Below are 22,112 nucleotides of genomic sequence, written 5' to 3' on the forward strand. Positions count from 1 at the left end.
TCCGATGCCAATCGTGCAATCGGTGAGATGAAAGAACGATAATTATGGCGGATACGCTTCCGCCGGACAGAAAAAAGAATGCTGGCAAACAACGGAGCGGTAAGTCCGGCAAGGTAGCCGATTTTCGCTACAAGCGCTCCAGCCAGCAAGGCAAGGCTACTGAAAACAGAGCCAATGCAAAACGCAGCTCGCAAAAGCGGGGCGGCGGTCCGAATGGGGATAAGCGACTGCGAAATGCCGCTCCTCGCAAGGGACAACGGCACACGCATGGGTTTGGCCTTCACGGTCCGCGTTCGGGTGAGGCTTACGCCGCGCTTGATCTGGGCACCAACAATTGCCGCCTGCTTATCGCTCGCCCGTCGGGCCGAGACTTTACCGTCATTGACGCGTTTAGCCGTGTGGTGAAGCTGGGCGAAGACCTTGCTGTCACCGGGCGCTTGTCTGATGCCGCAATGGAGCGCACGATGAGCGCGCTATCCATTTGCGCGGACAAACTGCGCCGCCGTAATGTGCGACTTGCCCGCTCGGTTGCGACTGAGGCGTGTCGCAGGGCCACGAATGGCGAGGCATTCATCGAACGGGTCAAGCGCGAGACGGGCATTGCGCTCGACATTATCAGCGCCGAGGAAGAGGCGCGGCTTGCCGTTTTGGGGTGTCATATCCTTTTGGAAGCAGGAGAGGGGCCTGCGGTCATCTTCGATATTGGCGGCGGCTCGACTGAACTTGTGCTGCTTGAGCCGGGCGAGAAAATTCCGCGCATTATTGATTGGCAAAGCGTGCCTTGGGGCGTTGTCTCCCTCACCGATACGATAGCAAAGGTAGGCGTGGGCGGAGCACAAGGGCGCGACGAACGCCTTGCGCGATATGCCAAGATGCGCGAAGTCGTCTCTGAAAGCTTTGCGCCCTTTGCCAGCCGAATTGCCGAGGCAGCGCGCCATAGTGATATTCGTCTGCTTGGGACAAGTGGCACGGTGACGACGCTGGCAAGCCTGCACCTTGAATTGCCGCATTATGACAGAAAAGCGGTGGATGGCCTGATCGTGCCGTCCGATTCGATGCGAGAGATAAGCGGGCGGCTCTCCGGAATGTCGCGCAGCGAACGCAGCGAGCTGCCGTGCATCGGGCAGGACCGGGCCGATCTTGTGGTGGCCGGATGCGCCATTCTGGAATCGATTCTCGATATCTGGCCCGCCAGTCGTCTCGGCGTTGCTGACAGAGGTATTCGCGAAGGCATCCTGCGCAGCCTGATGGCAGCCGAGCGGCAGGCTGAGCGTTCGCGCAAATCACTGGCTGAGGCGCGCGGCGGCAATTCTCACTCCAGCGCGGCGGGATAAGTTCATGGCACGCTCAGGACGCGATCCCGACAAGCGGGTCAGAACCGCGAAGAAACGCAGCGAAAGCTCGACGCGCTGGCTCCAGCGGCAATTGAATGACCCTTATGTGAAGCAGGCCAAGGCCGATGGCTATCGCAGCCGGGCGGCTTACAAACTTATCGAATTGGACGAGAAGTTTGGTCTTATCCGGGGCGCGTCGCGGGTCGTGGACCTTGGCATTGCGCCGGGCGGGTGGAGCCAGGTGGTGCGCAAGAAAGCACCCAAAGCGCACGTGGTGGGGATCGATCTTTTGCCGACAGAACCCATCGAAGGCGTCACCATTTTCGAAATGGACTTCATGGACGACGATGCGCCCGCGTGGCTCGAAGAAGCGCTAGGCGGCGCGCCTGATCTGGTCTTGTCCGACATGGCGGCGAACACTGTGGGCCACAAGCAAACCGATCACCTTCGCACTATGGGCCTTGTCGAAGCGGGGGCTTGGTTTGCGGTCGAAACGCTTGAAAAAGGCGGCGCTTTTGTCGCCAAGGTTCTGGCAGGCGGCACCGATGCAGACTTGCTGAAGCTGCTGAAAAGCCACTTTAAGAGCGTCAAACACGCAAAACCCCCTGCGAGCCGCAAGGGGTCTTCGGAATGGTATGTTGTCGCGCAAGGGTTCAAGGGGCGGGAGTAATCCCCGCCAGGGGTTCAAGGGGCGGGAGTAAAACCCCCGCACCCATGACAGCGCCTTAGCTTTCGGCGGTTTCCGCTGTTTCTTCTGCGGGTGCTTCAGTCGCTTCTGCACCAGCTTCCGCTTCAGCGGCACCTTCTTCAGCGGCACCTTCTTCAGCGGCAGGCTCTTCTTCCGGCACGAACTCAGGAACAGCAAGGTTCGAACCCATCGAGTTCAGGTAAAGCGCAACAGCAGCCCGGTCCTCAATGCTGGATATACCGGCAAAGCCCATGGAAGTGCCGTCGATGTAACCGCGCGGATTTGCCAACCATTGGTTCATCTCTTCCCAGCCCCAAGTGCCGCCTTTGCTGGTCAGCGCGCTTGAATAGCTGAAGCCAGCCTTGCTTCCGAGACTTGCGCCCATGACGCCGTAAAGATTTGGGCCGACACCATTTGCTCCGCCCTGCTCAATGCTGTGGCAAGCGGCGCATTTGGCGAAGACTTTTTCACCATCAGCCGGCGTTACAGACGCCAGTGCTTCGGCAAAGCTGATTTCTTTAGGGCCGGCGCCCTCTTCCTCAGCCCCTTCAATCACATAGCCGAGCGTTTCTGGACGCTCTGGCTTGTCGGCGTGGAAATACTTGCCCGAAAGGATCGAAAGACCCAAGCCGAGGCCTGCTGCAAAGAGCACCCAGCCCGCAGCGGTGTTAAACAGATCGCCCGATCCTTGGTCGTTATCTGACATAATTTTTCGCGTTGTCCTGTGTCATCCCGGCGCCCACATAATCGGGCCTTTGCCCATGCGCAAGGTCAAACGCATCAACAAATATTGCATCGCATACAAACGCTGGGGTCAACATAGTTTCACCACACGCCCCGGGGCTTGCCACTAGCCGTCCGCAGGGATAGCACCGCCCGCATTATGTTGAGCTTTCCTGATCTTGCGATGCCTATTGTTGAAAAACTAAAGGGCGAAGCGGCGAAAAATCCGGCAAAGGCGGTGGCCTTCCAAGGCTCGCCCGGTGCCAATTCCCATAGGGCAGCGCTAGAGGCGTGCCCTGATCTTGCGCCCCTTCCCTGCTTTGGTTTTGCCAATGCGCTCGACGCGGTGAAAGACGGAGAGGCGGGCCGCGCGATCATTCCGATTGAGAATTCGCACAATGGCAGGGTCGCCGACATTCACTTTCTCTTGCCGGAAAGCGGTCTTTCGATTGTGGGCGAATATTTTTTGCCTATCCACCACGCGCTCATGGCCCCGGCCAAAGGCGATGAGCGGGCAGGTTCGCTCGATTCGATCAAGGCCGCTTACAGCCATCCGCAAGCGCTCGGCCAATCGCGCAAGTTTTTGCGCGAGCATGACATTGTGCCCTTGAACTTTGTCGATACCGCAGGCGCTGCGGCGCACGTTGCCGAATTGGGCGATCCCACTATTGGCGCGATTGCTCCTGCAATTGCAGCAGAGCTCTACGGACTAGAGATCGTCAAGGACCACGTTGAGGACGCGCATGACAATATGACGCGCTTTGTGATCCTTGCTGACAAGCCGACCTTCTTGCAAGCAGACCCGGCGAAGCCTGCGATGACGACCTTCATCTTTGAGGTGAAGAATATCCCTGCCGCCTTGTATAAAGTCCTCGGTGGGTTTGCGACCAACGGGGTCAATATGACTAAGCTTGAAAGCTATCAGGTGGGCGCAAGCTTTTCAGCGACCATGTTTTATGCTGACATTATTGGCGTGCCCGGCGATCCGGCGGTTGATCGTGCTTTGGAAGAATGTGCGTTTCATTCAAAAGAGTTGCGTATTCTTGGCACCTATGAACAGGCAAGAAAACGCGGATAGCCAATAAGCAGCGCGTTTTACTGTGTTTTGAAGGTTGAACTGTGTTGCTTGGCAGCGATTGCCATGGCACCACTTGCAAAGAATGACCGCAGCCTCCCCCCAATCGGCGATTGCCTCTGGCGATAGCGTTCCGGCGCCTGAGGGCTGGCGCGAGCTTCGCAATGACCCGGACATTCAATTTGAAGAGTTCGCAATGGCTCCGGAAGAGATGCGCGAACCGGGCTGGCTTGATGAAGTGTGGAACGCGATCGGCGAAGCGTTGGCGACATTATTAGGGCCCGTTGGCGAATTTCTCGCGAACAATTGGAATATGATCAAGTGGGTGCTTCTGGGTTTGCTCGCGGCGTTCGTCCTCTATTGGCTGCTACGCAGTTTCGGCCCGCTTGCCCGAATGCGCGGCGAAGAAAAGGCGGCCAGTGGCCAGGCGAAAAGCGATCCCGACTGGCAGCCGACCAAAGAGGAAAGCGTCGCGCTTTTGGCTGATGCTGATCGCCTTGCTGCCGAAGGGCGCTTTGATGAAGCAACGCACCTTCTTTTAAAGCGCAGCGTTAGCCAGATTGCCTCGGCACAACCGACATGGGTCGATCCCAGCAGCACGGCGCGAGAACTGGCCGCTTTGCCAGCGTTGTCAGATCGGGCAGCGCAAGCCTTTGGCACTATTGCTGAACGCGTGGAGCGAAGCCTCTTTGCTCTGCGCCCGCTCGACCAGAAGGATTGGGAAGCAGCGCGCGAAGCCTATGCCAGTTTTGCGCAGATTTCCCTTCGTCCAAGCGAGGGAGCAAAGGCATGAGCGACACAGCCCATCCTGCGCGCAGTGCCTCTCCCTTTGGCAAAGGCGCGATCCTTGCAATCCTCCTCGTGGGGTTCGCTGCCTTTCTTGCCATGCTCTATTTCATCGGTGCAGGCGACACCGGGGGCGAGAGCAACAATCGCAGCGCGCACGCCTCTTCCAATGCGATCCACGGCTATTCCGGGCTCGTCAAACTGCTGGAAGCCAATGGCACTCAGGTAGAAAAATCGCGGCTGGCCAGCGGCCTTGAGACAAGTGACCTTCTTGTGATCACCCCACCAATGAATGCCGATCCTGAAGACATTAATGAGATTCTGGAAGAGCGGCAGTATCAAGGCCCCACGCTGGTCATCTTGCCCAAATGGTTTGTCGGACGTCCCAACGGCGAGATTGCCCCAGAGGACGAGGAGCGTGTTCGCGACGACTGGGTGCAATTGATGGGCACCAACCAACCCATTTGGGCCAAAGGGCTGATAGCCCCATATACCGTGAAATTCGGCGAGGAAGAGCAGCCAGCCCCTGAAGCCAAGCCCAAACGCTGGGGCGGGCTTGGCCTGTCTGGCGAGCTTCCCGATGCGCGCTCAACCTACGTTGCAAAAGACCCCAAGCACGAGGCGATCGTGGTCGATTCAAGCGGACGCACTCTGGCGCTTAACGTGATCGGGGAGGAAGGCACGGATTTTTACAGCGACGCGCATTGGGTCACCATTGTGGTCGAACCCGATCTTTTGAACAATTACGGTCTGGCTGACCCGCAAAGAGCCGCGCTCGCGCTCCAAATTGTGCGTGAGGCGGGATATGAAAACCTGCCCGTTACCTTTGACCTGACTTTGGTTGGAATTGGGGGTTCGACCAACCTCCTCACCCTCGCCTTTCAACCGCCCTTTCTAGCGGCAACGCTGTGCCTGATCTTTGCGATGATCATTGTTGGTTGGCGCGCGTTCTTACGTTTCGGTCCGGTGACGGCGGGGAAACGCGAGGAAAGCTTCGGCAAATCGCAACTTGTTAAAAACGGCGCTGGCCTGATCGTGCGCGCACGGCGACTACCGTTGCTGGCGAGCCCCTACATCGCGCTCAGCACCCGCAAATTGGGCAGCGCGCTCGGGCTCGCCAAACCCGATGCAGGTGCAATCGATGCCGCTCTGCGGCAGCGGCTGCCCGATGAAGAGCCCTTTTCAAACCGCGTCGCCAATCTTCAAAACGCCAGCCGCGCAGGCGATATCCTGCGCGCCGCGCGCCACCTGAACGAACTCGTCACCAAGACAATGGGGAAATCTGATAAATGAGCACGCCTGAAAACACACAAGCGGCTGCTATGTCTTTAAGCGACCTGCGCGCGCTGGCTGATAACATCCGCGCCGAAGTGGCAAAGGCAATCATTGGCCAAGAGGCGATGATTGACCAGTTACTCGTCGGCATGATCGCGCAAGGCCACGTGCTTTTGGAAGGGCCTCCGGGAACGGCGAAGACATTTCTGGCGCAGGCTTTTTCTACCGCTCTTGGACTTGAGTTTGGACGCATTCAGTTTACGCCCGATCTTTTGCCGGGCGATATTCTCGGCTCGAACCTCTTCAACTTTCAAACCAGCCAGTTCACGCTGACGAGAGGTCCGATTTTCTGTGAGCTTCTGCTCGCCGATGAAATCAATCGCACGCCGCCCAAAACGCAGGCCGCTCTGCTTGAAGCGATGCAGGAACGGCGCGTGACACTGGATGGGGAAACCCACCAATTGCCCTCGCGATTTATGGTGATTGCAACTCAGAACCCGATTGAAAACCAAGGCGTCTATCCCTTGCCAGAGGCGCAATTGGACCGCTTCTTGTTCAAGCTTCTCGTGCCTTATCCCGATGAAGGCGAGGAGGCGCGGATTGTCGCCAATTTCGGTTCGCGCCAAGGACCGCAGCACCCTGCCGACCTTGGCGTAAGCGCGGTTGCCAATGCCGATGTTCTGACAAGCGCCACGGCTGCGCTCTCCCAAGTCACCCTCGCCGATGACATCGCAAGTTATGTCGTCAGGCTTGTGCGGGCGACGCGCGATCACGCAGACCTTACCGTCGGCGCATCCCCTCGTGCAGCCGTCATGCTTGCAGGCGCGGCAAAGGCACGCGCAGCTCTTGATGGGCGCGATTATGTGATCCCCGACGATGTAAAAGCGCTCGCGGTTCCTGTGCTGCGTCACCGCCTGACCTTGAGCCCCGCTGCCGAAATCGAAGGCCGGGATCTGGAGGCTCTTGTTGCAGAGCTGATCGAAATGACTGAGGCGCCAAGATAGGCAGCGCCCCAGCCATGGCCCAATTTACCATCAAAGTGCCCTTACCCCCGCTGGTCCCGACAGAGCGCGCCGCCTGGAGCATTGCCGCGCTCGCGCCTGTCGCGGTGGTGATCGGCGCGCTTTCGCCACAATACTGGGTCATCGCACCGATTTTGGCGGTGGCATTGATCGCGCTCATCATCCTTGATGGCGTTATGGCTGGCCAGGTCGAGCAATGGCACATCATTGCGCCCGCAGACACCGAAGTGGGGCAGCAAACCGCTCTTGACGTTCACGCGCGATTCCTTCGTGGTGGGGGAAGAAGTCACGAAGCGGCTCTCGAATTCGACCCGCGCTTGGGGGCTGATGGCTGCGCGGTGATAAAACTGCTGCCCAGCGACGTACCAAACGAATTTAGTGGCACCGAAAGCGTTTATCCCACACGGCGCGGGACCGCTCCGATCACGCGCGGGTGGTTAAGATGGCGCGGGCCATTGGGACTTGGCGCGCGGCAACAAGCAAAAGAGTTCGCCGAGCACGAGGTCCGCATTTGGCCCGACTTGTCGCCGGTGCGCTCCAAAGAGCTGCAAACTTTCCTCAAAGATGCGCAAAACGGTCTGATTGCGCGGCGCATCAGGGGGGAAGGCACACAGTTTGAAGCATTGACCGAATACGAGCCGGGCATGGACCGCCGCCGCATTGATTGGCGGGCAAGCGCGCGTCACATTGCCCTTTACGCCCGCGAAAATGAGAGCGAGCGCAATAATCAGATCGTCTTCGCCTTCGATTGTGGTCAAGCGATGTGCGAACCCGTCGACGGCTTGCCGCGCATCGACCGCGCGGTGTCGGCTGCGCTGACCTGCGCCTATGTCGCGCTGAAAAGCGGCGATAAAGCCGCACTTTTCGGCTTTGCGCAAAGCCCGCAAGTGATGACCCCATTCGTCTCGGACAGCCGCGCTTTCCACCGCTTGCAATCGGCCGCTGCTGCGCTCGACTATGAACCGGCTGAACCCAATTTCACCCTTGCGCTTGCAACCCTCACCTCCAAGCTTCGGCGCCGCTCTTTGATCGTGCTCTTCTCTGATTTCACCGACCCGACGGCGGCTGAACTCATGGTTGAGAGCATGGGACGGCTGGTCAAAAAGCACCTGCTTCTCTTCGTCACTATCCAGGACAGCGAGCTTGAAACCTTTATCGAGGAAGAGCCCGGCGACATCGCCACCCTCGCCCGCAGCGTCACCGCAGACACTCTGCTGCAACAGCGCCGCATTGTGCTTCAGCGGCTTCGCCAGATGGGCATCGACGTGATTGAGGCGCCTTACGACAAGCTCGGCTATGAACTGATCGACCGATATTACGCGATCAAGAACAGCGAGGCGATCGGATGAAGGCGCCCATTCTCTCGTCCTGGTTTGGCAAGTCTGCCGTTACCGCCCCACCCGACATCGAAAGCGCAGCGCTTCGCTCTGACCGTTTTCGATTGGAGCGTGAAGGCGATTGGCAGCGCCTCGAAGACATCGTCAAGCGCATGGAAAAAGGCGGCCTTCGCAGGATCAGCGACGATGAGCTTTTGGCGCTCCCTACGCTTTACCGCACCGCCGCCTCCAGCCTGTCGGTCGCGCGCGAAACATCGCTCGATGCGGCAACGCTGCGCTACCTCGAAGCATTGGTCCAACGCGCCTGGTTCCAGGTTTATGGCCCGCGCAAAGGGTTTTTCGCCTGGTTCAAAGAGTTCATCCTTGGCGGGTGGAGCAGAGCCGTGCGCGAGATATGGCTCGATGTCTGCATCGCCTTGTTCGTAATGGTGGCGGGCACGCTTGTAGGATGGCTGCTCGTCTCGCAGAACTCGGAATGGTATTATCGCCTTGTGCCGGGCGGCTTTGCTGACACGCGCGTTCCCGGTGCAAGCCGAGAGGTTTTGATGGACACTCTCGGCACAGAAGACAGCGCCGACCGCCTTTCGATCTTTGCCGCCAGCCTGTTCAGCAACAATGCGGGCGTTGCCATCCTCGCCTTCGCGCTTGGCTTTGCATTTGGTATCCCATCGCTGCTCTTGCTGGTGCATAATATGGCGCTTCTGGGTGCGATGATGTGGCTGTTTGTGGGAGCCGATCTTGGTGTCGAGTTCACCGCCTGGCTGAGCGTGCATGGAACGACTGAGCTTTTCGCCATCCTGCTAGCTGGCGCAGCCGGGCTCCATATCGGGAGGTCCATGGCATTTCCCGGCGACAAATCCGTGCTCGAGGCAGCGTCCGCGAGCGGCCGTCGCGGTGCAGTCGTGATGGCGGGCGTGGTCTTTATGATGGTGATCGCAGGGCTCTTGGAAGCCTTCCCGCGCCAACTCGTCGGCAGTGTCGAGGGGCGCTTTACAATTGGAGGCGCGTTCCTCGTCTTCTGGTTGACCTACTTCTTCCTCTATCGCCCGGCGCGTGCGGAGGACGGGATATGAGCGCTGCCACTTCGCTTCGCGGGCTCACCAATCGCCCGAAACAGGAGCGCTATCTTGTAACGCCGGAGGGGATTGAGATACCCATCATGCTCGCCTCCAAGGGCAGCCGCTTGGGCGCGATCATTCTCGATTTCCTGTTCTTTTTCGTCGTGATTTATGCCGTCGTCTATTTCCTTATCTTCGTTGGCGGCGGCGTGTTCGATGCCGTTGGTGACTCAATGGAAGGAGCAACGGGAGCATTTGAGTTTCTCTACATCCTCTTCATCCTGTTCCTCTTTTTCATGCGCTATGGCTATTTTATGGCGATGGAGTTGGGCCCAAGAAGCGCCACGTGGGGAAAGCGCATTGTCGGGATCAGGGTCGCGGCAAGGGACGGCGGGAGGCTCACCCCGGAGGCGGTGATCGCGCGAAATCTCTTACGCGATATTGAGCTGTTTATGCCGCTTGTCTTCCTCATCTTCGCCCCCTCCGGCGAGCAGGGCAATTATGGGATCGCAGGTGCGATCTGGTTCGCCATTTTCATGTTCTTCCCCTTCTTCAATAAAGATAATTTGCGCGCTGGCGATATCATCGCGGGCACTTGGGTGGTCGAAGCGCCGCGTACAAAGCTTGCCGAAACTCTCTCGACCAGCGGCGCTGCTGCCTCGGCTGGATCGAGCACGCTCACTGGTGCGAAATACGAATTCGGAGAGGCCGAGCTTTCGGTCTATGGCGAGCACGAATTGCAAGTGCTCGAACGCCTGCTGCGCGAAGACAAGGACGACGCGCTTGGACCTGTGCACGAGACAATCTGCCGCAAGATCGGTTGGGATCCGGGCGCAGGTGATGAAAGAGCGTTCCTTGAAGCCTTTTACGCGCAGCTTCGCGCCAAACTTGAAGGCGATATGCGCTTTGGCAAACGGAAGGCGAACAAACACGCGTGAGGTGGTTTGCTCATGATTTTTGATCGACGCGAGGTTTTAGGCGGCGCATTGGCCCTAGGCGGTTTGGTTGCGAGCGGTTGCTCTGCGCGATCAATGACGAGCGATGCACCGGACTTCGCGAGCCGACTCAGCGCCATCGAAAGCGCCAGCGGCGGCACTTTGGGGGTCGAGTTTTTCGACACCGCCAGCGAACGCTCGGCCGGAATCAATCGCGATATGCGCTTTGGGCACTGTTCCTCTTTCAAGCTTTCACTTGCGGCGATGATCCTTGCCCACGATGCAAGCGGTGAGGACAGCGCAGACCGCCACATCACATGGACCAAAGACGATCTGATGTTCGTCTCTCCCTTCACCGAAAAGCGCGTTGATGAAGGTGCGACCCTGCGCGAATTGGCTGAATTCACGCAGAAATATTCCGACAACGCGGCAGCCAATATCCTCCTGCGTGAGCTTGGCGGGCCAGCGGCGCTAACCCAGTTCTGGCGCTCGATCGGTGATGATGTGAGCCGCCTTGATCGCACCGAGCCTGCTCTAAACGCAGTGCCTCCGGGGGAACTGCGCGACACCACCACGCCTGCTGCCATGGCGAGGACCGTCGCGGCACTTGCTTATGGTGATGTGCTTCCACAAAATCACCGCACAGCCTTGCGGCAATGGATGATCGATACACCGACCGGATTGCGGCGCGTGCGCGCAGGGCTGCCAGATGGTTGGGTGGCTGGCGACAAGACCGGCACGGGCCTGATGGCGGATACCGCTGGCATCTATGTCGATATCGGCTTTGTCGAGCCACCGGGCGCTGCGCCGATCACCTTTGCGACCTATTTCCGCCCGCCGGGCAGCGACAACTCATTCGACCGCGCGCACGAAGCGCCCTTGGCGCAAGTGGGTGAGGTGCTGGCTGAGTTTGCCACGACTTAGGTCAGCCTTAGTGATCCGGGGTGGCTGAGGTTCCAGCCTCTTCCCCGCCAAAAATCGCCACTTCATTGAGCCCCTCGCTGTTCGCGCGGCCCCGGTACATACCGGCGGTGTTGAAGCTGAAGATCGTGTGGCCTTGTGGGGTTGCGAGTATGATACCGCCATCGCCGCCGAGTTCTTTGACTTCTTCCATCACGGCATCGGCCACACGCTGAGAGGCGGCTTCGCTGATGATTGCGCGCGGATCACCCGGATTAGCGAGCAGATCAAGCGCAGTCTGGGTCGCGCGTAACCCTGTGCAAATCTCCTGCGCTACGCCGACGCGGATGAAGTACTCCCCCCATCCCGTCGCTGACACCGCACAACTGCGATTATCCGCATAAGTCCCGGCGCCAATCACAGGCGCATCGCCGATCCGGCCCCAGCGCTTGCCCGTCATCCCTCCGGTCGAGGTGCCAGCAGCGAGATCGCCGTTCTGGTCGAGCGCCACCGCGCCGACCGTGCCAAATTTCAGATCCACATCGAGCGCAGAGAGCTCGCGCGCTTTCATCCGCTCAAGGCTTTCGCGGCGGCCCTCGGTCGCGAACCACTCAGGCGGCGTCACTTCAAAGCCCTGCCGACCGGCAAATTCTTCTGCGCCCTCCCCCATCAAAAACACGTGCGGGCTGTCGGTGCGCACTTTGTCGGCAAGAAGGATCGGATTGCGAACCGTCTTCACCCCAGTCACAGCGCCCGCACTGCGATCGCGGCCATCCATGATCGAGGCATCGAGTTCGTTTTTGCCTTCCCAAGTGAACACCGCGCCGCGCCCTGCGTTGAAGAGAGGATTATCCTCCATCGGGATAATCGCCGCTTTCACCGCATCCATCGCGCTGCCACCGTTTGCGAGCACCTTTTTGCCTGCATCCAATGCCTCTTGCAGCGCCGCCTCATAGGCCGCGCGTTGCTCTGGCGTGATGTTCTCCGGCAAAATCGTGCCCGCCCCGCCGTGGATCGCAATCGACCATTTAGGCGCATCAGCCTCCATATGGTCATCGGCAAAAGCGGTCGTGGGAACGAGCAGAGCGAGCCCTGCGGCGACAATTGAAAGCATTGCGTTCTTCATGGCTTGCATGGCTACCCATTTTGCGCGCATCACGCCAGATGAGAAAATTGAGAGAGGACGACACACATGAGCGAATTTGGAGCGACGACCACCACTGACGAAGTTCTTGAGGACAAAGATCTGTCCGGCAAGACCGTGTTCATAACTGGCGGCTCATCGGGTCTGGGTCAGGAAACGGCCCGCGCCATGGCTGCGAAGGGCGCTCATGTCATTATCGCTGCGCGCAATCCCAAACAGATGGAAGAGGCAGTTGCAGCCATCAAATCAGACGTGCCGGACGCAGAGCTTGATACGCTCACCTGCGACCTTGCCTCTTTGGAAAGCATCAAAGAGGCCGGCAAACAAGCCAATGATCGCTTCGAGAAAATTGACATCCTTATCAACAATGCAGGCGTGATGGCGTGCCCGAAGATGGAAACCGCTGACGGGTTTGAAATGCAATTTGGCACCAATCACTTGGGCCATTTTGCGCTGACTAAACATCTTATGCCTCTGGTTGAAGCGGGAGGGGACAAGCGCATCGTCAACCTGTCGAGCAGAGGTCACCATTTCGCGCCAACAGACCTTGATGACCCCAATTTCGAGAAAAGCGAATACACGCCATGGATCAGCTATGGCCGGTCCAAAACCGCCAATGTTCTGTTCACACGCGGGCTTGAGGATCGTTTTGCTGACAAAGGCATCCATGCCTACGCTGTGCATCCTGGCGGCATACAAACCAATCTTGGCCGCCATCTCACGCAAGAGGATATGGCGTTCTTGCGCAAGCGGATGGAGGAACAGGCCAAGAAAGCTGGCAAGACCTCTTCGTTCAAATCCATTCTCGAAGGCGCGGCGACCCAAGTTTGGGCAGCGACCGCGGCTGAGCTTGAGGGCAAAGGCGGCGTGTATTGCGAGGACTGTAATGTCGCCGAAGTGGACGACACATCGACCACCGGCGGAGTGCGCAGCTATGCACTCGACAAAGGCGAAGCCGACCGCCTGTGGGCCCTTTCGCAAGAGATGACAGGCGAGACATTCGACTAGCTTTAATCGGCCACACGAAAGCGCGATTTTACATTTTACAGGTCTTTACTCGCGCGATTTTACAAATTGCCCTATACGGCCCTCAGGACGCAATGCACCGCCGCATCGAAAGAGTGCGGGATGCAAAAGACCAGCGTGAGCGCGAGGGGCGCGCGCGTTGCTGGGGCGTCCACCTTTGAGATTGCTGTCATGAAACTGCGGTGGGCTATTTGGCTCAACGCAAGGTGGAAAATTGGACAGCTCGCAAACTCGAAGAGCTGAGCACTCAGCTGCTCGAGACTTCGGGTCGCACGTTGCGGCTATCGGGTCGCGATGGGAAGGGGCGTGCCGGAAAACCGGTGCGTCCCTTCTTCGTCACGCCCCTCTCATTCCTTCAAAAACTCGCCGAGCAATTGGAGGCAATCTTTCGCCTCACACGTTGGCACAATCGCCATAAAGACGTGCGGCGCGCCTTCATATTCATAAAGCTTTGCATCGACACCTGCATCGACAAGTTTGCCAGCGAAGGTGCGGCTGTCGATGATGAAAAGGTCATGCCGCCCGGTCCAAATCCGCGTGGGCGGCAGGTTCGCGAGCTCTTCTTTTGATGTGTAAAGCGGGCTGAATTGCGGGTCGGCTGGATTTCCTTCGCCCGCAAAAACCTTGCCACAAGCGCGCAAGGTGCCGATTTTCAGCATGATGTCGTGTGGCTCAACATCCTGCATGGCCGGGTCAGCCATGGTCAGGTCCAACCAAGGCGCAAACAATGCCAGTTTTCCCGGCTGCGCCCCGCCCGCCCCTGCCAGTCTCAACGCAAGGCTAAGCGCCATATGGCCGCCTGCGCTATCACCGTTGAGAATGATCTTGGCCGGGTCATGGGATGCGGCGATTTTAGCAAAAGCTGCGTCGGCAAGCTCATCCTGGCGCGTGTGCGGGCTCTCGGGCACGACTTCGTAAAGAGGTGCTGAAACGCTGACCCCCAGCCTTTCAACCATTGCCTCAATCAGTGGCCAGTGCTCTTTGAACATCGGCAGGACAAAGCCCCCACCGTGGAAATAGAGCATATGCCAATCACCCGTACCAGATTTGGGGTGAAGGGTGATGACCTGCTGTCCCGCCGCTTCCCATTCCTCAACGCGAAACTTCTTCCGAAAGCCCTCCGGCACGGGCGCGTCCTTGGGAAGATTTCGGTCAAACAAGAACGGCTCCACATCCCTTGCGTCATGCGGAAATACGCTTGGCCGCTTTGACATCAGCCATTTGACGCCGCGCATTAACAAGCTCGGCTTTGGGCTGCGCAATTGGGTTGTGGCACTGGTCAGCATTTCTCTCTCCCTCAAGGGGGTGAGAGTGGCGCGGCTGACCTTTAAGTCAAGAGGGATTGATCGCGGTGATCAGGCCGTGAGTGAGCCATTCGCCCAGCATGGAACCAGCGCGCATGGCGGCGGTATGGATGGCCTCAGGGGTAGGATTGTCCTCTTCGCCAAGAAGGACGGCGATAAGTTCGCCATAACTCGCGCCTTGGTGCATAGCGGCGATAGCAGGGGCGTGATCGGCTTCCACCAGAACGAAAGTGGGCTTCTCTCCCTCGCGCGATGCGATGCAGGCTTGCGGGGTATCAAGCGTGATCGCCTCCGCTTTTTCAGGAAGTGCGCGCCAGATTGCCTCCAAATTGTGTGAGACGAGGCGCACCGCCAAGCGCGGCTGAAATCCAAAGCGTAAGTTCGCCCAGTCATCCTCGCCGAAATCAGCACTGATGCGCGCGAAATCCTGCGTGGAAAGAGGCGCGCAATCAGGTGCGGTTGCAAGTTCAAGCATCGCCCATTCGAGCCACGCAAGCTCTGCGACTTCGGGATTGTCGTTGAACATTTCAGCGCAAGTTTGATCGAAGCCAGCCCCCGCTGCATCAATGGTCCAACCGCGCGGTGGATGGGCGATGGCGTGATTAATCGCAGCGCGGGCGAACGTTTGTCCGCCCAGATAAAGCGCGGTGCGCTCATATGTCTCGCTCAATGCGCCCATCAGGGCGGAGCGATAATTGCCGCGATAAACCGCCATCCCCTCAGCGTGGCGATTGCCCCAGCCTGTGGGCGCGGGCGCATTTTCATCGAGGACGTGCTCGAGAAACGCCTCTTGCCGCTCTGCCAATGTACTCATGCTGGCTCCAGTATACGCCCTGCGATGTCACGCGCGCGGTCAAGCTCGGTCAGGAGTTCGGGCAATGGGGGAATGTTCTCATCCCGCTCAATCATCACGGCGGGCAGATGCGGGAGCATTTCAAGGGCCTTGGCATAAAGCGCCCACACAGGCTCAATCACCTCACGGTCGTGTGTGTCGATGATGATATCGCGCTCCGGCGTCGCGGGATCATGGCCTGCGAGGTGTATCTGGCGCACTCGTTCCAGCGGGAGGCCGGCAAGATAATCCTCAGCCGAAAAGCCGTGGTTCTGGCTCGACACATAGATATTGTTCACATCGAGCAGCAGATAACACCCCGTGCGGCGCGTCATCTCCGACAAAAACTCCCACTCACGCATCTCATCTTCAGGAAAAGTGAGATAGCTCGATGGGTTTTCAAACAGCATCGCGCGGCCAAGCGTGTTTTGCGCGATGTCGATATTGTTGCACACCACCTGCAAAGCCTCCCGCGTCAAAGGCATGGGCAATAGGTCATGGCTGTTGTGCGCGTTTGTGCGGGTCCAGCACAGGTGATCGGACACCCAAAGCGGCTCGATCCGCTCCGCCAGTCGCTTCAATTTCGCAAGATAATCTTCATCCAGCCGACCGGCCGAACCAATCGACATGGAAACACCATGGATAATTACCGGCAATTGCGCGCGTATATCCTCAAGGATGCGAAGCTGCCGCCCGCCTTCAATCATGTAGTTTTCGCTGATCACCTCGACGAAATCGACCGGCACGCCTCCGCCCAAAAAGTCGTCGTAATGCGTGCGCCTCAAGCCGAGGCCATAGCCTGAAAACTCGCTAATTGGGTTTGGTTGTGATGCCATCGGATTGGTTCCTAGCAGATTTTGCGCGCGGGCCCATAAGACCGCTCGTTTGCTCTTACTATTCGCGCCGCTTCGTCCCCTCGTTACAGCTCATCCCGGAGCGGCGATGATGCAGACTTCAAAAAAATTTGTAACCCAATCTCATGGGCCCACGAACCACCAGTCAGTTCCGACGCAAACGGAACGCAAAAACCGACATCAGCCAGCTTGCTGGCACCCCCACTGGAGACGTACCCATGAACACCAAATCAATCGCTTCGCTTGCTGGTCTTGCTCTAACCGCCAGCATCGCTGCTGGCATGGCCACAACCCCTGTCGCAGCCCAAGGAGCAAAAGAAAAATGCTACGGCATCAGCCTTGCTGGCAAGAACGATTGCGCAGCAGGTCCGGGCACAAGCTGCGCTGGCACTTCGACCCGCGACTATCAGGGCAACGCCTGGAAATATGTCGATAAAGGCACCTGCACCAGCATCGAGACACCCAAAGGCAATGGCTCGCTGACGCCAATTCGCCGCTAACGGTTTGGTGCGGCTGGGGCCTTACCCCCTAAGCCCTGTCGGTCCCAGCCGTGCCTCCCTTCGCAACACAATCGGCAAGACTGTTGCCTCACACGCGAAAATACCGACACTGTGCTCGCCTCAGGCAATTGGATGAGCGCAAGCTGTCTCTCTCAGGGAGGACGAAATGAACGCAATCACCAGTGCATATGCACGAGCCGTGCAGATCATATCGGGGCCGATATTTGAAAGTATCGCTCTGCTTGGGGTCAGGGTGGCGCTCGCGGGAGTGTTCTGGCGCTCTTACAAAACCAAGGTCGCAGAAGGCACGTGGTTTACGCCAAATGAATTTCTGCCTTTTCTATTTCAGGATGAATATTCAGGCCTGCCCATCCCCACCGACATCGCCATGCCGATGACGATCTATGCTGAGTTTTTCTTACCCCTTTTGCTCTTCGCAGGGCTTTTCACGCGCTTTGGTGCAGCAGCACTCGCTGGAATGGCAATCGTCATTCAGATTTTCATCTATCCCACATCCGCACATTTCTGGGGCTGGGCGCTTGGCATTATCGCAATGGCGTTCATCTTGATCAGCCGCGGCGGAGGGCTGTTCGCTCTCGATCGCCTCGGTGATCGCTTCCTCGGCGAGAAAGCGGCTTAATCGTGGTCGCCGACGAACCCACTTTTGCCCGGCTGATGCAGGCAGCACAAAATGGCGATAAGGCCGCCACCAATGTGCTGCTCTCAGAAGCTGGCCTATGGCTGGAACGCTATTTCAGACGGCGCGTGCCGCCGCACCAGATAGACGATTTGGTGCAGGATGTGCTCATCGCGTTTTATACCAAGCGCGCCACATGGGACGCATCGCGGCCCTTCTTGCCATGGCTTGCAGCAATTGCGCGCTATCGCTGGGTCGATGCCTTGCGCAAAGTCTACAAACATGAGGGCCAGGAACTCATGGATGACGATGCAAGCGAGGATAGCGAGGAAGAGGTGGTGATGGCCCGCGTCAGCCTTGATCGCTTGTTCGGGCAGCTGCCCCCGAAACAGGCCGAAGTGATCGAAATGGTCAAAATCTCAGGCCTTTCGATCAAGGAAGCAGCACAAAAAACGGGCCAGAGCGAAAGTCTGGTCAAAGTGAATATCCATCGTGGCCTTAAAAAGCTCGCCTCGATGGTCGAGAAAGCAGAATAAAATGGACAAGTTCAATTCCCGCGAAGACCTGATTGCAGCGCTGACCGAGGATGTGACCCCGGTCAAACCTGTGCGCCCTGTGCAAGGCGCGGGGCTTATCATCGCAGCGAGCGTTGCGGCTTCAATCGCTTGCATTGTCATCTTTGGCTTCTGGCAAGGCATGATAAATGGCGAGGCCTCGCCCTTCTTCTGGATCAGCAACGGGCTCCTCGCGCTTGTCGGCGCTTCATCCACCACCGCTCTCGTCGCCAGCGCGATGCCACGCGTTGGCGCGCAAAGCTCCCATCACAAATGGAGCCTTGCCATGCTTTCCATTCTTCCTGTCGCAGCGCTTATCGCGTTCATTTCTTTTGAAGCGGGGCACGATCACGGCGCAGGGATGAGCGATGGGAGCCTTCTTTACTGGCACTGCGCAGCCTATGGTCTTGCTGCAAGCGGGCTTGTTGCGATCACGGCAATTGCTTTTCTTCGACGGGGTGCCCCTGTCTCGCTCACCCGCGCTAGCTGGCTGATTGGCTTAACCAGCGGCTCATTGGGGGCGCTTGCGTACAATATCACCTGTCCGATAGATTCTTTGATGCACGTCGGCGTCTGGCACGTGTTTCCGGTATTCGCGGCAGGCATCTTCTGGCGCTATGCCGCGCCGCCACTGATCCGTTGGTGATTATTCGGGAGTGGCTGATCAAAGCCACTTCCAACGCCAGAACAGGAACAGTTGCAGCGCCATAATGCCAAAGCACAGCGCGACGACGATCCAAAAAGCATCGCCGTCCTCGACACCGGGCATACCGCCGACATTTATTCCCATCAGTCCAGTCAGGAACCCCAGCGGCAGGAAGATTCCAGCGACAATGGTCAGCATATAGGTCGCGTGTTCATTCGAAGCCATGCTTCGCGCGCGAAGCTCGTCTTGCAGCACCACAGCGCTCTCCTTGCTGATATCAATATCATCGAGATAACGCCGCAAACGGTCGATGGATTCAGCGATTTCCCGGCGATCATGCTCTTCAAACCACGAAGGGGCATCGCGCGAAATGCGTTCCAGTGCTTCGTGCTGAGGGGCCATGTGCCGTTTAAGCGCCAATGAATTGCGCCGGATTGACGTGATACGCGGAAGGATTTCCTCATAATCCTCCTCGATATCCATATCTTCAAGCTGGTCGATCTGATCGTTCATGGCGACAATGGTGTCGTTCATCCTCAGAACCAGTTGCTCGACAATCTCGGTGATCGCCTTTCCCGCATCCGTTGGCCCCTTGCCCGCATCAAGCAAGGCAACAATGTCGCGCGGTGTTTGCATCGCCTGTTTGCGCAATGTGATCAGCCGCCGCCCATCGGACCACAATTGCAATGAAATCATGTCTTCAGGTTCTGCATCAGGATTGAAATTGATGCCCCTCAACGTCGCCACAAGCGTATCGCCTTCGCGCAGCGCGCGCGGTCTGGTCGCGCTTGAAACCAGCAGCTCAGCAGTTGGTTCGGGAATGCCGAGATCATTTTGAAGCCAAGGAAGAACCTCAGGCGCATCACGGCGTAGATGGAGCCAAAGAATCTCGCCCGCTACATCTGGCTTCCAATTGTCGACGTTATGCCGGTCAATCGGACGCGCGCCGCCTTTTCCATCAAGCACCCTGCCAAAGATCAGCGGGTCGCTTCCTTCATTTGTTTCTGTGTCTTTCAAATCCATTGGCACATCATGGCCGATCCCTGACGACGTGTCATTGCCCCTTCACGATTGCGCGACTATATGAGCCCTCATGTCTGTTAGACCTTGGCGCGATATCGAAAGGCGGGAATGCCGCCAGATCATGGTGGGCGATGTGCCCGTGGGTGGCGGGGCTCCGATCACCGTACAAACCATGACAAACACCCCCACCGAAGATGCGGTGGCAACGCTTGACCAGATCAGGCGGTGTGAAGAGGTGGGCTGCGATATTATCCGCGTCTCGTGCCCGACCGAGGAATCGACCAAGAGCTTCGCCAAGATCACCAAGGCTGCGCGCATTCCGATCGTTGCCGACATCCATTTCCACTACAAGCGCGCTCTGGAAGCTGCCGATGGGGGCGCTGCGTGTTTGCGGATCAATCCCGGCAATATCGGCTCTTCACAACGTGTTGCCGAAGTGGTGCGCGCGGCAAAGGCCAATGGTTGCGCGATCCGTATCGGTGTGAACGCAGGGAGCCTTGAGAAGGACCTGCTGGAAAAATATGGCGAACCTTGCCCAGAGGCACTGATCGAAAGCGCGCTTGATCATATCAAGCTTTTGCAGGACCACGATTTTCATAACTTCAAAGTCGCGGTGAAGGCCTCTGACGTGTTCCTTGCGGTTGCCGCCTATCACGGGCTTGCCGAAGCGGTCGATTGTCCGCTGCACCTTGGCATTACCGAGGCAGGCGGGTTGATCGGTGGGACGGTCAAATCCTCCATCGGCATGGGTTCGCTCCTTTGGGCTGGCATTGGCGATACCATTCGGGTCTCGCTTTCGGCAGAGCCCGAGGAAGAGGTGAAGGTCGGCTATGAGATGCTCAAAGCCTTGGGCCTTCGCACCCGTGGCGTGCGCGTAGTCTCGTGCCCATCCTGTTCGCGTCAGGGATTTGACGTGATCCGCACGGTCGAAACGCTCGAAAAACGCCTTGAGCACATCAAGACGCCGATGAGCCTCTCGGTTCTCGGTTGCGTAGTCAATGGTCCCGGCGAAGCGCGCGAAACGGACATTGGCCTTACCGGCGGCGGCAATGGCAAGCACATGGTCTACCTTTCCGGCGTCAAAGCCCACGCGATTGAGGATGAAGATATGCTCAACCACATCGTGAAGCTCGTTGAAGACAAAGCGGCGGCCATCGAAGCAGGTGAAGCGGTCGCGTTTGATCCGCACGCAGCAGAAGCTGCCGAATGACGCTGCTGCGATGATTAGGGCGATAGTGTCGGGCTGTGCCGCTGCGCTTTTGATCGTTGGCGCAGTGGCTCTTGCGAAAGACGAAAGCGGGCACGACTATCCCGAAGCGCGCCTTTACGATGTCAGCGATGATGCGATGGCAGATGTCGATGCAGCCCTCGCCCGCGCGGCTGAAAACGGGAAACGCGTGCTCATCGCATTTGGCGGCAATTGGTGCCACGACAGCCGCGCCTTTGCGGGTTGGACACAGGATGAGCGGATCGGCGATCTTATCGACGAACGCTTTGAACTCGTCTTCGTCAATGTCGGTATTCCGCAAGAGGGTGATGGCCATAACCAGCACATTCTCAAACGTTTTGGCATGGAAGAGCAGGTGGGGACACCGCTCGTTCTCGTGTTGACCGCAAGCGGCGAAGTGATCAACGCCGACACCGCGCAAAGCTGGCGCAACACCGCCAGCCGCAGCGAAGATGACATTTATAACGAATTGGAAAAGCTGGCTAAATGATCAAAGCCTTCGGACAAAGATTTCTCACAACGGCGCGCGATGGAATTGCAATCTGGTGGATGGCACCAATCATTCCCGCTCTTGTCGTACTCCCTGAATTTGCTCAACACATTGCTGAAATCCAGTTGGGAATGTTCGAGAACGAAGAGCAGGCCAAGCTTGCCTCGGAAACGTCGACTCGCATGAGCTTTGGCTATCTGAAGATAGCCGGTCTGGTCCTCGCATTCCTTGCGACGATCCGGTTTTGGGGCGCGCGCGCTTTTGGCCATCGCTGGTGGGATTTGCGCACAATTGCCTGGTTGCCGCTGCTGATTGCGGTCGTCTTGATAGTCGCAACATCGTTTCCTGGCACTCTTGCCAGCCCGTACATTGGCGAAGAGTACGCAGGATATATCGACATCGCCTTGGCCCTTGCGACCTTGCCGCTTTTCCCGATGCTGGTGCGCGCGCTTGCTGGTGACCGGGAAACGGGGCTTAAACGCGTCTTTCGCACCGGTTGGTTTGCAGCCATTCGTATGGTGCTTTTTGCCGCCGTCTTTTTTGTGCCGCTGCAATGGCTCCACGGTGAACTTCACTCATGGGCGATTGGGGCGAGTGTGACGATGGTGTGGGCATTGATGATCATCGACAGCGTAGTCGTGGGTCTGCTCGCCACCTATGCAGGGACCGCGTTCCACCACGGGTCGAAGCTTTTGAGGGAACCCGTGGGGCCCAACGCTGAGCGAGCGTAGCGCATGCCGG

General features: G+C 58.0%; 24 protein-coding genes. 18 read left to right on the top strand and 6 right to left on the bottom strand.

Annotated elements, in window-relative coordinates; genetic code table 11:
• The first annotated feature begins 44 nt into the window (after nt 1–44).
• Together INR77_RS15505 and INR77_RS15510 are read left to right on the top strand one after the other, a co-directional pair.
• The gene (locus tag INR77_RS15505; RefSeq protein WP_223071878.1) at nt 45–1,334 is read left to right on the top strand and encodes a Ppx/GppA phosphatase family protein; all 1,290 of its coding nucleotides are present in this window, start codon (nt 45–47) and stop codon (nt 1,332–1,334) included.
• A gap of 4 nt (nt 1,335–1,338) precedes the next feature.
• Nucleotides 1,339–2,004 (top strand): RlmE family RNA methyltransferase, encoded by a 666-nt coding sequence (locus tag INR77_RS15510; RefSeq protein ID WP_223071879.1) that lies wholly within the window; start codon nt 1,339–1,341, stop codon nt 2,002–2,004.
• 55 nt (nt 2,005–2,059) lie between these two features.
• Here the strand turns inward: INR77_RS15510 and INR77_RS15515 are convergent, their stop codons facing one another.
• The gene (locus tag INR77_RS15515; protein WP_223071880.1) at nt 2,060–2,728 is read right to left on the bottom strand and encodes a cytochrome c family protein; all 669 of its coding nucleotides are present in this window, start codon (nt 2,726–2,728) and stop codon (nt 2,060–2,062) included.
• Nucleotides 2,729–2,905: 177 nt separating this feature from the next.
• Between INR77_RS15515 and INR77_RS15520 the strand changes: the two genes are divergently transcribed.
• The 8 genes from INR77_RS15520 to bla all read left to right on the top strand — a co-directional run bounded on the left by INR77_RS15520 (nt 2,906) and on the right by bla (nt 11,157).
• Nucleotides 2,906–3,823 (top strand): prephenate dehydratase, encoded by a 918-nt coding sequence (locus INR77_RS15520; protein WP_223071881.1) that lies wholly within the window; start codon nt 2,906–2,908, stop codon nt 3,821–3,823.
• An 82-nt stretch (nt 3,824–3,905) separates the two neighbouring features.
• The gene (locus tag INR77_RS15525; protein ID WP_223071882.1) at nt 3,906–4,613 is read left to right on the top strand and encodes a hypothetical protein; all 708 of its coding nucleotides are present in this window, start codon (nt 3,906–3,908) and stop codon (nt 4,611–4,613) included.
• Nucleotides 4,610–5,899, top strand: a complete 1,290-nt coding sequence (locus tag INR77_RS15530) for a DUF4350 domain-containing protein (RefSeq protein ID WP_223071883.1) — start codon at nt 4,610–4,612, stop codon at nt 5,897–5,899. The genes INR77_RS15525 and INR77_RS15530 overlap by 4 nt, the downstream gene beginning before the upstream one ends.
• A 29-nt stretch (nt 5,900–5,928) precedes the next feature.
• Nucleotides 5,929–6,885: a MoxR family ATPase gene (locus INR77_RS15535; protein ID WP_223073613.1), complete on the top strand. Its 957-nt coding sequence runs from the start codon at nt 5,929–5,931 to the stop codon at nt 6,883–6,885.
• 14 nt (nt 6,886–6,899) lie between these two features.
• Nucleotides 6,900–8,252, top strand: coding sequence for a DUF58 domain-containing protein (locus INR77_RS15540; protein WP_223071884.1), 1,353 nt, complete (start codon nt 6,900–6,902; stop codon nt 8,250–8,252).
• Nucleotides 8,249–9,313 carry a stage II sporulation protein M gene (locus tag INR77_RS15545; protein ID WP_223071885.1) on the top strand — a complete coding sequence of 355 codons (1,065 nt, stop codon included), beginning with the start codon at nt 8,249–8,251 and terminating at the stop codon, nt 9,311–9,313. Before INR77_RS15540 ends, INR77_RS15545 begins: the two co-directional genes overlap by 4 nt.
• Nucleotides 9,310–10,236 carry an RDD family protein gene (locus INR77_RS15550; protein WP_223071886.1) on the top strand — a complete coding sequence of 309 codons (927 nt, stop codon included), beginning with the start codon at nt 9,310–9,312 and terminating at the stop codon, nt 10,234–10,236. The genes INR77_RS15545 and INR77_RS15550 overlap by 4 nt, the downstream gene beginning before the upstream one ends.
• A 12-nt stretch (nt 10,237–10,248) precedes the next feature.
• The gene (bla, locus tag INR77_RS15555; RefSeq protein WP_223071887.1) at nt 10,249–11,157 is read left to right on the top strand and encodes a class A beta-lactamase; all 909 of its coding nucleotides are present in this window, start codon (nt 10,249–10,251) and stop codon (nt 11,155–11,157) included.
• A gap of 7 nt (nt 11,158–11,164) precedes the next feature.
• Here bla and INR77_RS15560 read toward each other — a convergent pair whose 3' ends face one another.
• On the bottom strand, nt 11,165–12,259 hold the full coding sequence (locus tag INR77_RS15560) for an isoaspartyl peptidase/L-asparaginase family protein (RefSeq protein ID WP_370632245.1): 1,095 nt from the start codon (nt 12,257–12,259) through the stop codon (nt 11,165–11,167).
• A gap of 66 nt (nt 12,260–12,325) precedes the next feature.
• Between INR77_RS15560 and INR77_RS15565 the strand changes: the two genes are divergently transcribed.
• Nucleotides 12,326–13,285, top strand: coding sequence for an SDR family NAD(P)-dependent oxidoreductase (locus INR77_RS15565; RefSeq protein WP_223071888.1), 960 nt, complete (start codon nt 12,326–12,328; stop codon nt 13,283–13,285).
• 365 nt (nt 13,286–13,650) lie between these two features.
• Here INR77_RS15565 and INR77_RS15570 read toward each other — a convergent pair whose 3' ends face one another.
• Genes INR77_RS15570 through INR77_RS15580 form a run of 3 tightly spaced genes read right to left on the bottom strand, consistent with a single transcriptional unit; the run spans nt 13,651 to nt 16,275 of the window.
• Nucleotides 13,651–14,589, bottom strand: coding sequence for an alpha/beta hydrolase fold domain-containing protein (locus tag INR77_RS15570; protein WP_223071889.1), 939 nt, complete (start codon nt 14,587–14,589; stop codon nt 13,651–13,653).
• Between the two features lie 46 nt (nt 14,590–14,635).
• On the bottom strand, nt 14,636–15,421 hold the full coding sequence (locus tag INR77_RS15575; RefSeq protein ID WP_223071890.1) for a DNA-binding domain-containing protein: 786 nt from the start codon (nt 15,419–15,421) through the stop codon (nt 14,636–14,638).
• Nucleotides 15,418–16,275, bottom strand: coding sequence for a DUF692 domain-containing protein (locus tag INR77_RS15580; protein WP_223071891.1), 858 nt, complete (start codon nt 16,273–16,275; stop codon nt 15,418–15,420). The genes INR77_RS15575 and INR77_RS15580 overlap by 4 nt, the downstream gene beginning before the upstream one ends.
• 236 nt (nt 16,276–16,511) lie before the next feature.
• Here INR77_RS15580 and INR77_RS15585 point away from each other — a divergent pair, with 236 nt between their 5' ends.
• From INR77_RS15585 to INR77_RS15600, 4 genes are all read left to right on the top strand, one after another.
• Nucleotides 16,512–16,793: a DUF2282 domain-containing protein gene (locus INR77_RS15585; protein ID WP_223071892.1), complete on the top strand. Its 282-nt coding sequence runs from the start codon at nt 16,512–16,514 to the stop codon at nt 16,791–16,793.
• Between the two features lie 166 nt (nt 16,794–16,959).
• Nucleotides 16,960–17,433, top strand: a complete 474-nt coding sequence (locus INR77_RS15590) for a DoxX family protein (RefSeq protein ID WP_223071893.1) — start codon at nt 16,960–16,962, stop codon at nt 17,431–17,433.
• A 2-nt stretch (nt 17,434–17,435) separates the two neighbouring features.
• A complete protein-coding gene (locus tag INR77_RS15595) occupies nt 17,436–17,966 on the top strand; it encodes a sigma-70 family RNA polymerase sigma factor (protein ID WP_223071894.1) in 531 nt (176 codons plus the stop codon).
• A gap of 1 nt (nt 17,967) precedes the next feature.
• Entirely contained in the window at nt 17,968–18,630 is a 663-nt protein-coding gene (locus INR77_RS15600) for a DUF1109 domain-containing protein (protein ID WP_223071895.1), read from the top strand.
• A gap of 18 nt (nt 18,631–18,648) precedes the next feature.
• Here INR77_RS15600 and INR77_RS15605 read toward each other — a convergent pair whose 3' ends face one another.
• On the bottom strand, nt 18,649–19,653 hold the full coding sequence (locus INR77_RS15605; RefSeq protein WP_223071896.1) for a zinc transporter ZntB: 1,005 nt from the start codon (nt 19,651–19,653) through the stop codon (nt 18,649–18,651).
• 70 nt (nt 19,654–19,723) lie between these two features.
• On the opposite strand from INR77_RS15605, the gene ispG reads away from it, so the two are divergent.
• Genes ispG through INR77_RS15620 form a run of 3 tightly spaced genes read left to right on the top strand, consistent with a single transcriptional unit; the run spans nt 19,724 to nt 22,102 of the window.
• Nucleotides 19,724–20,863: a flavodoxin-dependent (E)-4-hydroxy-3-methylbut-2-enyl-diphosphate synthase gene (gene ispG / locus INR77_RS15610; protein ID WP_223071897.1), complete on the top strand. Its 1,140-nt coding sequence runs from the start codon at nt 19,724–19,726 to the stop codon at nt 20,861–20,863.
• Nucleotides 20,864–20,873: 10 nt separating this feature from the next.
• Nucleotides 20,874–21,371 carry a thioredoxin family protein gene (locus tag INR77_RS15615; protein WP_223071898.1) on the top strand — a complete coding sequence of 166 codons (498 nt, stop codon included), beginning with the start codon at nt 20,874–20,876 and terminating at the stop codon, nt 21,369–21,371.
• A complete protein-coding gene (locus INR77_RS15620) occupies nt 21,368–22,102 on the top strand; it encodes a hypothetical protein (protein ID WP_223071899.1) in 735 nt (244 codons plus the stop codon). The genes INR77_RS15615 and INR77_RS15620 overlap by 4 nt, the downstream gene beginning before the upstream one ends.
• Nucleotides 22,103–22,112: the final 10 nt, after the last annotated feature.

It is taken from the genome of Erythrobacter sp. SCSIO 43205, assembly GCF_019904235.1.
Taxonomy (GTDB): domain Bacteria; phylum Pseudomonadota; class Alphaproteobacteria; order Sphingomonadales; family Sphingomonadaceae; genus Erythrobacter.

What these genes read in the sequence shown, in the direction of transcription:
- INR77_RS15525 (WP_223071882.1), top strand. Translation starts at nt 3,906, where the DNA reads ATGACCGCAGCCTCCCCCCAATCGGCGATTGCCTCTGGCGATAGCGTT.
- INR77_RS15620 (WP_223071899.1), top strand. Translation starts at nt 21,368, where the DNA reads ATGATCAAAGCCTTCGGACAAAGATTTCTCACAACGGCGCGCGATGGA.
- bla (WP_223071887.1), top strand. Translation starts at nt 10,249, where the DNA reads ATGATTTTTGATCGACGCGAGGTTTTAGGCGGCGCATTGGCCCTAGGC.
- ispG (WP_223071897.1), top strand. Translation starts at nt 19,724, where the DNA reads ATGTCTGTTAGACCTTGGCGCGATATCGAAAGGCGGGAATGCCGCCAG.
- INR77_RS15530 (WP_223071883.1), top strand. Translation starts at nt 4,610, where the DNA reads ATGAGCGACACAGCCCATCCTGCGCGCAGTGCCTCTCCCTTTGGCAAA.
- INR77_RS15535 (WP_223073613.1), top strand. Translation starts at nt 5,929, where the DNA reads ATGTCTTTAAGCGACCTGCGCGCGCTGGCTGATAACATCCGCGCCGAA.
- INR77_RS15540 (WP_223071884.1), top strand. Translation starts at nt 6,900, where the DNA reads ATGGCCCAATTTACCATCAAAGTGCCCTTACCCCCGCTGGTCCCGACA.
- INR77_RS15545 (WP_223071885.1), top strand. Translation starts at nt 8,249, where the DNA reads ATGAAGGCGCCCATTCTCTCGTCCTGGTTTGGCAAGTCTGCCGTTACC.
- INR77_RS15560 (WP_370632245.1), bottom strand. Translation starts at nt 12,259, where the DNA reads ATGAAGAACGCAATGCTTTCAATTGTCGCCGCAGGGCTCGCTCTGCTC.
- INR77_RS15550 (WP_223071886.1), top strand. Translation starts at nt 9,310, where the DNA reads ATGAGCGCTGCCACTTCGCTTCGCGGGCTCACCAATCGCCCGAAACAG.
- INR77_RS15520 (WP_223071881.1), top strand. Translation starts at nt 2,906, where the DNA reads ATGTTGAGCTTTCCTGATCTTGCGATGCCTATTGTTGAAAAACTAAAG.
- INR77_RS15605 (WP_223071896.1), bottom strand. Translation starts at nt 19,653, where the DNA reads ATGGATTTGAAAGACACAGAAACAAATGAAGGAAGCGACCCGCTGATC.
- INR77_RS15575 (WP_223071890.1), bottom strand. Translation starts at nt 15,421, where the DNA reads ATGAGTACATTGGCAGAGCGGCAAGAGGCGTTTCTCGAGCACGTCCTC.
- INR77_RS15505 (WP_223071878.1), top strand. Translation starts at nt 45, where the DNA reads ATGGCGGATACGCTTCCGCCGGACAGAAAAAAGAATGCTGGCAAACAA.
- INR77_RS15565 (WP_223071888.1), top strand. Translation starts at nt 12,326, where the DNA reads ATGAGCGAATTTGGAGCGACGACCACCACTGACGAAGTTCTTGAGGAC.
- INR77_RS15600 (WP_223071895.1), top strand. Translation starts at nt 17,968, where the DNA reads ATGGACAAGTTCAATTCCCGCGAAGACCTGATTGCAGCGCTGACCGAG.
- INR77_RS15510 (WP_223071879.1), top strand. Translation starts at nt 1,339, where the DNA reads ATGGCACGCTCAGGACGCGATCCCGACAAGCGGGTCAGAACCGCGAAG.
- INR77_RS15570 (WP_223071889.1), bottom strand. Translation starts at nt 14,589, where the DNA reads ATGCTGACCAGTGCCACAACCCAATTGCGCAGCCCAAAGCCGAGCTTG.
- INR77_RS15585 (WP_223071892.1), top strand. Translation starts at nt 16,512, where the DNA reads ATGAACACCAAATCAATCGCTTCGCTTGCTGGTCTTGCTCTAACCGCC.
- INR77_RS15580 (WP_223071891.1), bottom strand. Translation starts at nt 16,275, where the DNA reads ATGGCATCACAACCAAACCCAATTAGCGAGTTTTCAGGCTATGGCCTC.
- INR77_RS15590 (WP_223071893.1), top strand. Translation starts at nt 16,960, where the DNA reads ATGAACGCAATCACCAGTGCATATGCACGAGCCGTGCAGATCATATCG.
- INR77_RS15515 (WP_223071880.1), bottom strand. Translation starts at nt 2,728, where the DNA reads ATGTCAGATAACGACCAAGGATCGGGCGATCTGTTTAACACCGCTGCG.
- INR77_RS15615 (WP_223071898.1), top strand. Translation starts at nt 20,874, where the DNA reads ATGATTAGGGCGATAGTGTCGGGCTGTGCCGCTGCGCTTTTGATCGTT.